Origin of the sequence: Tepidibacillus sp. HK-1, from assembly GCF_001748485.2 — a bacterium.
Lineage (GTDB): Bacteria > Bacillota > Bacilli > Tepidibacillales > Tepidibacillaceae > Tepidibacillus_B > Tepidibacillus_B infernus.
Genome location: NZ_BDGM02000011.1, coordinates 83,688 through 96,059, shown reverse-complemented (window position 1 = coordinate 96,059; position 12,372 = coordinate 83,688). Strand labels below are relative to the sequence as shown.

The 12,372-nt window shown below is 34.3% G+C and carries 14 protein-coding genes; all 14 read right to left on the bottom strand.

The features are described from left to right. Positions 1 to 330: 330 nt before the first annotated feature. The 14 genes from BEN26_RS07535 to rpmH all read right to left on the bottom strand — a co-directional run bounded on the left by BEN26_RS07535 (position 331) and on the right by rpmH (position 12,167). Positions 331 to 813 (bottom strand): DUF4446 family protein, encoded by a 483-nt coding sequence (locus BEN26_RS07535; RefSeq protein WP_181482236.1) that lies wholly within the window; start codon positions 811 to 813, stop codon positions 331 to 333. Between the two features lie 42 nt (positions 814 to 855). Further along, the gene (locus tag BEN26_RS07530; protein ID WP_068726930.1) at positions 856 to 1,569 is read right to left on the bottom strand and encodes a DUF554 domain-containing protein; all 714 of its coding nucleotides are present in this window, start codon (positions 1,567 to 1,569) and stop codon (positions 856 to 858) included. 11 nt (positions 1,570 to 1,580) lie between these two features. Continuing rightward, entirely contained in the window at positions 1,581 to 2,729 is a 1,149-nt protein-coding gene (locus tag BEN26_RS07525; protein ID WP_069797832.1) for an aminotransferase class V-fold PLP-dependent enzyme, read from the bottom strand. Between the two features lie 71 nt (positions 2,730 to 2,800). Beyond that, on the bottom strand, positions 2,801 to 3,649 hold the full coding sequence (locus BEN26_RS07520; protein ID WP_069797834.1) for a ParB/RepB/Spo0J family partition protein: 849 nt from the start codon (positions 3,647 to 3,649) through the stop codon (positions 2,801 to 2,803). Beyond that, positions 3,642 to 4,403 (bottom strand): ParA family protein, encoded by a 762-nt coding sequence (locus BEN26_RS07515; RefSeq protein ID WP_068726938.1) that lies wholly within the window; start codon positions 4,401 to 4,403, stop codon positions 3,642 to 3,644. The genes BEN26_RS07520 and BEN26_RS07515 overlap by 8 nt, the downstream gene beginning before the upstream one ends. A 197-nt stretch (positions 4,404 to 4,600) precedes the next feature. Next, complete coding sequence (gene noc / locus BEN26_RS07510) at positions 4,601 to 5,422, bottom strand: nucleoid occlusion protein (RefSeq protein WP_069797836.1); 822 nt, start codon at positions 5,420 to 5,422, stop codon at positions 4,601 to 4,603. 101 nt (positions 5,423 to 5,523) lie between these two features. Next, the gene (gene rsmG / locus BEN26_RS07505) at positions 5,524 to 6,240 is read right to left on the bottom strand and encodes a 16S rRNA (guanine(527)-N(7))-methyltransferase RsmG (RefSeq protein ID WP_084818723.1); all 717 of its coding nucleotides are present in this window, start codon (positions 6,238 to 6,240) and stop codon (positions 5,524 to 5,526) included. A 7-nt stretch (positions 6,241 to 6,247) separates the two neighbouring features. Continuing rightward, positions 6,248 to 8,116 (bottom strand): tRNA uridine-5-carboxymethylaminomethyl(34) synthesis enzyme MnmG, encoded by a 1,869-nt coding sequence (mnmG, locus tag BEN26_RS07500; RefSeq protein ID WP_069797838.1) that lies wholly within the window; start codon positions 8,114 to 8,116, stop codon positions 6,248 to 6,250. A 26-nt stretch (positions 8,117 to 8,142) separates the two neighbouring features. Continuing rightward, positions 8,143 to 9,516, bottom strand: a complete 1,374-nt coding sequence (mnmE, locus tag BEN26_RS07495; protein WP_069797840.1) for a tRNA uridine-5-carboxymethylaminomethyl(34) synthesis GTPase MnmE — start codon at positions 9,514 to 9,516, stop codon at positions 8,143 to 8,145. A 298-nt stretch (positions 9,517 to 9,814) separates the two neighbouring features. After that, positions 9,815 to 10,441 (bottom strand): RNA-binding cell elongation regulator Jag/EloR, encoded by a 627-nt coding sequence (jag, locus tag BEN26_RS07490; RefSeq protein ID WP_069797841.1) that lies wholly within the window; start codon positions 10,439 to 10,441, stop codon positions 9,815 to 9,817. A 23-nt stretch (positions 10,442 to 10,464) separates the two neighbouring features. After that, positions 10,465 to 11,199, bottom strand: coding sequence for a membrane protein insertase YidC (gene yidC, locus BEN26_RS07485; protein ID WP_069797843.1), 735 nt, complete (start codon positions 11,197 to 11,199; stop codon positions 10,465 to 10,467). A gap of 13 nt (positions 11,200 to 11,212) precedes the next feature. Further along, positions 11,213 to 11,437, bottom strand: coding sequence for a membrane protein insertion efficiency factor YidD (yidD, locus tag BEN26_RS07480; RefSeq protein ID WP_068726949.1), 225 nt, complete (start codon positions 11,435 to 11,437; stop codon positions 11,213 to 11,215). Positions 11,438 to 11,485: 48 nt separating this feature from the next. Continuing rightward, the gene (gene rnpA / locus BEN26_RS07475; protein WP_069797845.1) at positions 11,486 to 11,839 is read right to left on the bottom strand and encodes a ribonuclease P protein component; all 354 of its coding nucleotides are present in this window, start codon (positions 11,837 to 11,839) and stop codon (positions 11,486 to 11,488) included. A gap of 193 nt (positions 11,840 to 12,032) precedes the next feature. Continuing rightward, positions 12,033 to 12,167, bottom strand: a complete 135-nt coding sequence (rpmH, locus tag BEN26_RS07470) for a 50S ribosomal protein L34 (protein ID WP_068726955.1) — start codon at positions 12,165 to 12,167, stop codon at positions 12,033 to 12,035. Between the last annotated feature and the right edge of the window lie 205 nt (positions 12,168 to 12,372).

The following is a 12,372-nucleotide window of genomic DNA, read 5'->3' as shown; positions in this document are numbered from 1 at the left end:
CTTTGCCGCCGGCTTCCTTCAGATTCCACCTCACGATGGACACCCTTGCCTTAGGCTAATGGTTGGTTGCTACATACCCCCATAACGGACTTTCACCGTCTAGTTAATCGCCATGCGTGGCGCACTAAGAAAAGAGCCTTAAATCAAAACGATTTTGGCTCTTTTGCCATTCACATCACGTGCAATGCTTTCCTTTTCTAATATTCGCTTTAATGCTTTATGCAACAATCATTTTCACATTGAGATTTTCTTTCATCTCCTTTGCAATTTGCATTGCATGGCAGGGGTATAATGGATTAACAATAAATATCAACCGTTTCCTATCCATCATTATTTAGTTGCTCTCTCTATTGCCAGAATTTCCTCTTTCGAAAGTTGGTACCTTGATTCTCCAGCCTCTATAGGTTTAGCATAGGTGTTTGACTCCCCTCTATTATAAATGCTTGTTATGACGATACCGTTCTTCTTTTCATCTAAAATAGCGATTGAAAAACTTAAGTCATTTCCTTGTTCACCAAATGCATTATAGCGAATGATTCCAACTTGTCCCTTTATATTTGTTAGTTTTTCCAAAATAAGATGAAGTTGTTTTCTATTTTGGGCAATAATTTCTTTTATCTCATCCATGTCAGTTGAAAAGTTCTCAATCATTTGTTCTAAATTATTTACACTGCCGCCCCTACTAAAACGTAAGAAGCGTTTTTTTAAGTTTTTTAATTTAAAACTAATCGTTATATTCCATATCAATAAAATTATAGCTAATAATCCGAGCAATAAGATGATTTCATCGATATATTGTGAAACGATATCCACTATTCATTCTTCCTTTCACATAAATATAAACTTTCCATGCGGTTAAAATAACTTAGAAATCCATTGAACCAAAATGACTCCGATTGGTGCAATAATGATTGCTGGCAACATATTAGCTACATTAATTTTCTTCAATTCTAAAATATTAATCGCAATCGCAATAATTAATATTCCTCCAGTTGCAGTAATTTCCACAATCATTGTATCTAGTAATTCTTGACTAAAAAGTAAGTGGATATATTTTGCTAATAATGCGATCATTCCTTGGTATATCAAGACAGGAACTGCTGAAAATACTACCCCAAATCCTAAGGTGGAAGCAAAGATAATTGCAGAAAAGCCATCTAACATTGCTTTTAAATATAATAAGCGATGGTCAAGATTTAGACCACTATTTAAAGACCCAAGTATGGCCATTGCCCCTATTGTATAAACCAGTGTAGCTGTTACAAAAGCATTCGAAATATTTCCCTTTTTCGACCCACCTAGTTTCCGTTCTAACCAGTGACCAAGTTGATCTAGTTTATCATCAATCTTCAAAATTTCCCCTAATACGCCACCAAGCACTAAACTAAGAATAACAAGTAAAAAATTCTCCGTTTTTAATCCCATTAAGATTCCCTGAATGATAACAGCTAATCCTAAACCTTGCATAACTGTATCTCTCATCTTTAAAGGAATATTTGGTAAAAACGCACCGATCATTCCACCAAAGATAATGGCAATCGTGTTCACTAATGTACCTTGTAAGACCATTTTTTCCTACCTCACATCATCAAAGAAATGATTTCTTTTAATGCATTTAAAAGCGTATCTATTTCTTTTTCCGTATTTGTGTGTCCTAAACTTACCCTCACTAAGCCACTACTTTCTGTATGACAAATTTCATGGGCTAATGGTGCACAATGAAAACCGCTTCTGACAGCGATCTGATAATGACTATCTAAAACTGTAGCAACTTCATTAGAGTCAAGCCCTTCTATCTGAAGGCTTACAACAGGAACCCTTTCTATATGTAGATCTGGCCCATACCATTTCACTTGTGGAATTTGCTCTAAGCCCTTCAATAAATATTGTGTTAACTGCCATTCTCTGTTCTTTAACTTTTCGATACCTTGTTGTTCAATATAATCGATACCTGCTCCTAAACCAACAATTCCGACTGTATTAAGTGTCCCTGATTCATAACGGTTAGGGCTGGCTTTGGGTTGGTCGATTTTTTCTGATTGATTTCCTGTTCCACCATGAATCAAAGGAGATAGTTCTATACTTGGATTGATATATAATCCCCCTACTCCTTGTGGACCAAGTAATGCCTTATGACCGGGAAAAGCCAATAGATCTATATTCATTTCCTTCACATCAATCTGATACCTACCCACAGTTTGTGCTGCATCAACTAAAAAGGCTATTCCATTTTTCTTTGCTATGGCTCCAATCTCTTTGATCGGTTGAATCGTTCCTAAAACATTAGAAGCATGGGAGAAGACGAATAATCTTGTGTTTGATTGAATGGCATTCTCTATTTCCTTTAACTGAAGTTTGCTTTGTTCATTTGGTTTTACATAAGTAATTTCAATACCTAATTCTTTTCTTAGGTATTCTAACGGTCTTCTTACTGAATTATGCTCTAGATGACTTGTTATAACATGATCACCCTTTTTAAGAAACCCTTTTATTGCTTGATTTAATGCTTGAGTTGTATTCATAAAGAATACAATTTGGTTAGGGTTTTGTACATTTAATAGTTTAGCTATTTTTACTCTAGTTGCATAAATCGCTTCAGATGCAATAGCTGCCATCTTATGATTCCCTCTGCCAGGATTTGCACCATTTTCACGAAAAAATTGAGTTAAGGTAAAAATGACTTGCTCTGGTTTTGGCCATGAAGACGCCGCATGATCAAAATAAATCATTTTTTCACATCCCTATTTAAATGGATCAGTTAAAGATAAAGACAACCTTTCATTGGTTGCCTTGATGGAGGTTATTCTTCTATACCTAGCATCTCCAGTATTCGGTTTAAATCGCTTTGATTAAAATATTCAATTTCTATCTTCCCTTTATTTTTCCCCGTTTTAATTTTTACTGCAGTTTTAAACCGATTACGCAATTGGTCCTCCAATTGTTTATAGATAGGATTAATTGTTTCCTTTTTTTTCGTTGTTTCACGTGAAACATTTTCTTTTAAAGATTTTATTTTTTCTTCAAGTGTTCGTACACTCCAGTTTTCAGTAATTACCTTATTACATAAAAATTTCTGTTGTTCTGGATGCTCTAAGGAAATTAATGCCCTTGCATGTCCCATAGAAAGGTTACCATTACCAAGCTGAGATTGTATTTCATTGGGTAGTTGAAGAAGTCTCATAAAATTTGCTACGTTCGGTCGGCTTTTTCCTACTTTTGCCGCTAATTCTTCTTGAGTTAAGTTGAACTGTTGCATGAGTTTTGCGTAAGCATTGGCAATTTCGATTGGGTTTAAATTTTCCCGTTGTAAGTTTTCAATTAAAGCAATCTCCATTACTTGCTGATCAGAAAATTCCTTAATTACCACTGGAATCTTCTCTAAATTTAAAGCTTTAGTTGCACGCCATCTTCTTTCACCAGCAACAATTTCGTACCCATTAAGTGATTTTCTCACAACGATCGGTTGAATCACACCATGCTCTTTAATAGAGGCCATCAGTTCAGATAATTGACCATCGTCAAAATTCTTTCTTGGTTGATAGGGATTTGGTCTGATTTTAGCTACTTCCAATTCAGAAATTTGATCTTTTTCATCAATATTAAGTGACGGAATTAAAGCGTCTAATCCTCTTCCAAGGCGTTTACTCATATTCAGCCACTTCCTTTGCTAAATCGATATAGACCTCAGCACCTTTTGATTTTGGATCATAGGTAACAATAGATTGACCATGACTTGGCGCCTCACTAAGCCGAACATTCCTAGGTATGATGGTTGAATATACCTTATCTTGGAAATATTTCTTAACTTCTTCAACTACTTGGATGCTTAGGTTTGTTCTTGCATCAAACATCGTCAAAAGAACCCCTTCGATCATTAAATCTGTATTTAGATGCTTTTGAACTAATCGAATTGTATTTAATAGCTGGCTTAATCCTTCTAATGCATAGTACTCACATTGGATCGGAATTAATACAGAATCAGCAGCTGTTAAGGAATTAACAGTTAAAATCCCTAATGAAGGTGGACAATCAATAATGACGTAATCATATTTATCCCTTACAATATGTAAAGCACGCTTTAACCTAACCTCTCTAGAAATGGTAGGAACTAATTCTATCTCTGCCCCGGCTAATTGAATCGTTGCAGGTATAAGTTCCAAACCCTCAATTTCAGTAGGATATATCGCATCTTTAGGAGAAATATCATTGATAAGGATATCGTAAATACAATACTCTACATCAGCTTTGTTAATACCTATTCCACTCGTAGTATTACCTTGAGGGTCAATATCCACTAACAAAACTTTTTTCCCTAATTTAGCCAAGCTTGCACTTAAATTTACCGAAGTAGTCGTTTTTCCTACTCCACCTTTTTGATTTGCGATGGCAATAATTTTCCCCATTTTACTTCACCTCACTTATAACGAAAACACATGTCATTCTTGCTGCCTTATTGGTGATATTACTTGGAACAAACATCATAAAGTGCATTTAATATTTTATCTTATTTATTTGTTTGTGAATAGGGATTTTGAAGATCTTTTTTAACATGAATAAGCGGCAAAAATACTTGCCGCCTAATAAATGTCAGTTGATTACTTTATTTTTTTGGAATTTTGATAATAAATTCATAATATTCATCATGATCTTTTTCATCTGTAATAATATCCATTCCTGTTTTTAAAACCATATCTACGGATTGTCTAATTGTATTCATAGCAATTCGCATATCTCTTGAAAAAGCAATTTTTTTAGTTTTTGGTTTGCTTTCACCCGTCAATTTTTCAATGATTTGTTTAATCCGTGTTTCGGTTTGTTTTACATTTAACTCTTTTTCTATGATTTCTTCTAGCAATTTTTCCTGAATAGATTGATCAGGCAATGATAATAAAGCTCTAGCATGCCTTTCAGTGATTTTTCTTCCCATTAGAGCATCTTGAACAGTCTGAGATAAATTTAATAATCTTATTTTATTTGCTATCGTAGATTGTCCTTTCCCTAATCTTTGAGCCAAACTTTCTTGTGTTAGTCCATGTAACTCCATTAATTTTTGATATGCTACTGCTTCCTCAATTGCTGTTAACCCTTCACGTTGGAGGTTTTCGATTAAAGCGATTGATGCAGATTGAGCATCATTATAATCTTTAATAATTGCTGGAATTGTTTGAAGTTCTAGTCTCTTGACTGCTCGCCATCTTCTTTCACCAGCAATGATTTCATACATACCATCACGAGGACGCACAACAATGGGTTGGATGACTCCATGAATCTTAATGGTTTGGCTTAATTCCTCAATTCGATCTTCATCAAACAAGGACCTGGGTTGATAAGGATTAGGAACGATTTGATCCACAGGAATTTGCTTTACTTCATCATTTCCACGATCTTGCAATCCAAAAAGACGAGAAAAATGGTCTTTCATTTGACCACACCACCTACTTTAACATTCAATCATATGTATTCTCTTTCTATTTTAAAATTCCTGCACGATTCAAAAAAGAAATTGTTTCACGTGAAACAATTTCACTGTATTGGCTCACGATTAGGGGTTCCTGATTTTCTAGGGTATTTAATAGGAGTAGATTTCGTTTTATTGATGATAATAATTGTCCTTTCACCAAAATGTTCAGGTAAATCAAAATTATGTTCTTTAACAAAAACTCCGCCTAAGAGTTGTATTGCCTTTTGGGCTTCAGCAATTTCTTCATTTGCTCTAGCCCCTTTTAAGGCAATCATCGATCCCTTTAACTTAATAAAGGGTAAAGATAATTCTGCAAGCACATTAAGTTTTGCAACTGCTCTAGAGATTGCAATATCAAATGATTCCCTAAGATCTGATTTCCTAGCTATTTCCTCAGCTCTACCATGAATAAAATCAACATTTTTAAGGTTAAGGGTCTCAATAAGATGTTGTAGAAAAGTAATTCGTTTATTTAAAGAATCTAATAACGTTAATTTTAAATCAGGAAAACAAATTTTTAAAGGAATGCTTGGAAAACCTGCCCCAGCACCAATATCAATCATTCTTTGTTGAGAAAAAGGATAAAAGAAAGCAGGGGTAATTGAATCAAAAAAATGCTTAACGATTACTTCCTCTGGGTCAGTAATTGCTGTAAGATTCATTCTTTTGTTCCAATCTATTAATAAATCATAGTAGGTTGCAAATTGCTGTAGTTGACTGCTTGTACAATCAATCTGATAGGATTGCAATCTTTCGTTTAATTTTTCTATCATATCCATTTCCATCTTATTTCCCCTGTTCAATATAGACTAATAAAATCGAAATATCTGCAGGGCTAACACCAGATATTCTAGAGGCCTGGCCAATATTCATAGGTTGAATTTTATTTAACTTTTCTCTTGCTTCCATAGAAAGACCACTTATTTTATTATAATCTACCCATTCTGGTATTTTCTTTGCCTCAACCTTTTTCATTTTCTCTACAAGTAACAGTTGTTTCTCTATATATCCTGAGTATTTGATTTGAATTTCAACCTGTTCCTTTATTTCAGCAGATAATTCCAAAGGACTAAGTGATAGTTTTTCGATGATTTCGTAAGTAATTTCAGGTCTTCTAAGCAATGTAGCCAATTCAACAGCATTGTTTAATTCAGAAGTTCCTACCTCTTTCATTATCGCTTGAACCTCTTCTGAAGGTCTGATCTTTTCCGTTTTTAAGCGATTAATCTCTTGTTCAATTTTCTCTTTTTTATCAAGAAAACGTTGATATCGTTCCTCATCGATCAAACCAAGTTGATACCCTATTTCTCGAAGTCTTAAATCTGCGTTATCATGACGCAACAACAAACGGTATTCTGCCCTTGAAGTTAATAGTCGATAAGGTTCATTGGTACCCTTTGTAACCAAATCATCAATAAGCACCCCAATATAAGCTTGAGAACGATCCAATACGACTGGATCTTTTCCTAATACCCTGCATGCAGCATTAATACCAGCCATAAGACCCTGACCTGCAGCTTCTTCATACCCAGAAGTTCCATTTAATTGTCCAGCTGTAAATAAATTCTTAATCTTTTTCGTCTCTAAGGTTGGCCATAATTGAGTAGGTACGATTACATCATATTCAATTGCGTACCCAGCCCGCATGATCTCAGCGTTTTCTAAACCAGGAATCGTTCGAAGCATATCAATCTGAACTTCCTCTGGTAAACTCGTAGAAAGTCCTTGAACATACATCTCATTTGTATGTTCCCCTTCAGGTTCCAAGAAAATTTGGTGGCGTGGTTTATCATTAAAACGTACTACTTTGTCCTCAATAGAAGGACAATATCTTGGGCCGGTACCTTCAATGACTCCGGAAAACATCGGGGCCCGGTGTAGATTATTATTGATGATCGAATGAGTTAGAAAATTGGTATAGGTTAGCCAACATGGAATTTGATCTAAACGATATTCAGTTGTATCAAAAGAAAAAGCTCTAGGCTCTTCATCTCCTGGTTGAATTTCCATTTTGGAAAAATCAATTGAATCTCGATCAACCCTTGGAGGAGTCCCAGTCTTAAATCTGACAAGTTCAAATCCTATTTCTCTTAAGTGTTCAGATAATTTAACAGATGGTTGTTGATTATTTGGACCACTTTCATAGATCAGATCACCTAAAATAATTCTACCCCTTAAATAAGTCCCTGTTGTTAATACAACGGTTTGACTATAATATTCTGCACCAGTTCGGGTGATTACCCCTTTTACCACTTGATCTTCAATGATAAGCTTTTCTACCATCGTTTGTTTTAAAGTTAAGTGAGGGGTCGTTTCTAACGTTTTTTTCATCTCTTTTTGGTATTCGAACTTATCTGCTTGAGCGCGCAATGCATGGACAGCAGGACCTTTTCCGGTATTTAGCATCCTCATCTGCAAATATGTTTTATCAATATTCCTTCCCATTTCACCACCCAATGCATCGATTTCTCTAACAACATGTCCTTTTGCTGGCCCGCCAATAGATGGGTTACAAGGCATAAAAGCAATCGTATCTAAACTAATGGTCAGTAATAAAGTTTCTACTCCCATTCTGGCAGCTGCTAGTGCAGCTTCTACACCTGCATGTCCTGCACCTACTACAATGCAGCCAAATTCACCAGCTTTATATCCCATCTTCATTCCTCCAATGAATGTCATCTTTATTTTCCAACACAGAATTGCGAAAAGATTTGATCTATTAAATCTTCACTAACCGCTTCTCCAATAATTTCACCTAACAGATCCCAAGCATTTTTTACATCTATTGCTATCATATCAATTGGTAGCAAATCTTCAATAGAATGTATGGCATCTTCTATACTTTGTAAAGCCCTTTTTAATAATGAAATATGTCTTGCATTTGATACATAAGTTAAATCCTCTGTTTGAATTTGGCCTGCAAAAAATAGTTCACTTATCGTTTCTTCTAACTGATCAATACCTTGTTCTTTGATAACAGACATCAAAATCATTCTTGCATCTGGTATTTTCTGTTTTACTAAATCCAAATCTATCTTTTGTGGTAAATCTGTTTTATTGATAATCACAATCACATGAAGTCCTTGAACTAATTCCATCAATCGTAAATCATCTTTAGATAATTCTTGGTTAAAGTTTAGAACAAGTAGAACTAAATCTGCTTCTTCTAATGCCTTTCTTGATCTTTCCACACCGATTTTCTCTACAAGATCTTCTGTTTCTCTAATCCCTGCAGTGTCAACTAATTTAAGAGGAACTCCCTTAATATTAATGTACTCTTCAATGATATCTCTGGTTGTTCCAGCTATTTCAGTAACAATGGCCTTATTTTCATGAATCAATGTATTTAATAGTGAAGATTTACCTACATTAGGTCTACCAATAATAACAGTTGATAATCCTTCACTTAGTATTTTCCCTTGAGAAGCAGTATCCAATAAATAATTTATCTCTTTTTTCACCTCTTTTGTTTTTGAAAGTAATAATTCATGAGTAACAGATTCAACATCATGTTCAGGATAGTCTATTGTTACTTCAATATGAGCTAGTACCTCTAATAAAGTTTGCCGTAATTCCTTAATTTTTCTAGACAATTTACCTTCTACTTGTTTTAAAGCTAACTGCATAGCTTTATCTGTTTTTGATCGAATTAAATCAATCACTGCCTCTGCTTGAGATAGATCAATTCTTCCATTTAGAAATGCCCTTTTTGTTAATTCTCCTGGTTCAGCCAATCTTGCTCCTTCTTCTAAAATCGCATCTAAAACCCTTCGAACTGATACTAAACCGCCATGACAATTTACTTCAACTACATCCTCTTTTGTGTATGTTCTTGGAGCCCTCATCACTGTTACCATCACTTCGTCTATCACTTGTCCACTTTTATCAATCAGTTTCCCATAATGGATAGTGTGACTATCCACAGTGGATAACTTTTTTCTCCCTCTATATAAACGATCTACAATATCAATCGCTTCATTCCCACTTACACGAACAATTGCAATTCCACCTTCTCCTAACGCGGTAGATATTGCAGCTATTGTATCAAAATCCATCGATGATCACCTCAGTATCTATATCTTCTAAAAAAGTAGAATACCATATTTTGAATAAAAGAACAAAAACAAAAATATTTATCCACATGTTTATAACAAAAATATTATGTAGTATGCCCAATTAAATAAAATTTAATGTTATCCACATCTCTTCTTCCTCTTTTTAAGATAACCCACAAAAATAACGTCTTCCTTCGAAGTGTATTCGATTACTTTTGTGAGGTCTCAATAAAATAGATTTTTTCGCAAAAAAAAATCCCTGTTACTAACAAAAGTTAATAACAGGGATCAATTAAAACTATTTTCTAGTAATAACAACCTTACGATTTGGTTCCTCTCCTTGACTATAAGTTTGAACCTTTGGATGGTCTTGTAATTTAGTATGAATGATCTTCCTTTCAGAAGGTGTCATTGGTTCAAGAACAACTTCTTTGCCTGTTCTTATCACTTTTTCAGCTAATCTATTTGCTAGTTCTTCTAATGTTGCCTTTCTTCTTGAACGGTAATTTTCAGCGTCTAACACAATACGCAATCGATTATGATCTACCTTCCGATTAGCAACAATGTTAACCAAATATTGTAGGGAGTCTAATGTTTGTCCTCTTCTACCAATTAGTATTCCTAGATCTTTTCCTACAAAATTAAGGACAGTATAATCAGCCTGATTAAATTGTTCAATTTGGACTTTCAAATTCATTGATTTAAATACATCAAATAAAAACTTTTTCGCTTCCTCTAAAGGATCTACCTGTTCTGGAAACAATTCTACTTCTACGACCGCATTTTTTCCAATTAATCCAAATAGCCTTTTGCTTGGTTGTTCTAAAACTTTTACCTTAACCCTATCTTCTGTCGTACCTAGTTGTCTGAGGGCTGATTGAACTGCTTCTTCCACAGTTTTACCGGTAGCTATTACTTTTTCCATACTAATTGCCCCCTATTAAATTTTTACTTGGTGGTTCTATAGATCAATTTGGTCTGTGCAATGGAAAAAATATTACCAATTACCCAATATAGTGCTAATGCAGCTGGTAATGAAATTCCAATAAATAAGATCATGGCAGGCATCACAACGGCCATAATTTTCTGCTGTTGGGCAGCTTGTGGAGTTGCGGCAACACTCGTTGACGTCATTTTAATTTGTAAATAAGTTGTAATCGCTGCAAGAATTGGAAAAATATAGTAAGGATCAGGTGTTCCAAGGGAAACCCATAAGAAATCATGCTCAGCAATAAAGGCATTCCTGCTAATCGCATGATAAAAGGCAATTAAAATCGGCATCTGAATAAATATAGGTAAGCAACCCGATAAAGGATTTACATTATGTTTTTGGAAGAGTTTCATTGTTTCTTCCTGTATTTTTTGGGCATTATCTTTATATTTTTCTCTAATTTTTGTGATTTCAGGTTGTAAATCCTGCATTTTCTTAGTACTTCTAATTTGAGTAATCATTAGAGGAAGCACCAAAAAACGAATTAAAATGGTTGTTACAATGATAGCTAAACCATAGTTATTAAATAATATCTTAGCAAAAAAATCTATGGTAATAGATAATGGATAGACAAAATATTTATCCCAAATCCCGTTAGCAGGATCTATTGGGGTACCCGGTTTAGCAGAACAACCAGTACTAAATATAGCTATTACAACCAATAATAAAATGATATATGTGCGTTTCCGCAAGATAACTCCTCCTCTAATTATTTTCCTTTTTAGGTACCGGATCATATCCACCTGGATGTAAAGGATGGCATTTTGCAATTCTTTTTGCAGATAACCAACTACCCTTAAGTGCTCCGTGTATCTCAATTGCTTCTAATGCATAGTGAGAGCATGTCGGGGCAAAACGACAAGTAGGCGGTTTCATTGGTGAAATAAATTTTCGATAGAAACGAATGAGAATCAAAAGTAACTTTTTCACCAGTTAAACCCTCCTAACTGAGATACATCAATGATATAAATAAATGATTTAATCATTTGTTTCAATGATTTTCATTTTTTTAAATAAATGTTTAAGACTTCTCTCAAAATGGGTAAGATCCATCTGAGCTGCTGGAATCCTTGCAATAATAATATAATCCTTTTTCTTTTTTATTTCATATTTTAACAAAAGGGAACGAATCGCTTCTTTTATTAAACGTTTAACCCGATTCCTGATCACGGCATTACCAACCTTTTTACTCACCGAGATACCAAAACGATAAGGTTCAGCCTTGGGTTGATCCATCATGTATAATACCAATTCACGATTAGAAACAGATCTTCCATATGTATATACTTTTTTAAAATCTTCTCTTTTTTTTAAGCGTAGCTCTTTTTGCAAAATAAAGAAACCCCCATACAAATAGATGAATACGTTCACAAAACAAGATATAACTAAGTGAAAGTATGGGTAATTATTCCTCATAATAAACCTATTCTAACACATTCTGAATCTTAAATTAAACTAATCTTTCGATAAAGTAACGTAAACATATTTTCTTTCAATTGAAAAAAGGCCACTAATCTGTGGCCTATTATGCAGATAATACTTTTCTTCCTTTTCTACGACGTGCAGCTAAAACCTTACGGCCATTTTTAGTGCTCATTCTTTTACGGAATCCATGTACTTTACTTCTTTTACGAACATTTGGTTGAAATGTTGGTTTCATCTATAACACCTCCCCTTGAGGATCAAAATTTATGAAAGACATTCTTAAATAGTTTATCAACTATAAAAGAGATTTGTCAAGAATAGGATTTTTATTTCTTCATGTCGATAAGTAAAATTATCCACATGTTCTTATTCGACATTTTTCACACAGCTTATCCACAAAATATTGTGTTGTGAATAACCGCTATCCACTAATTATTGTG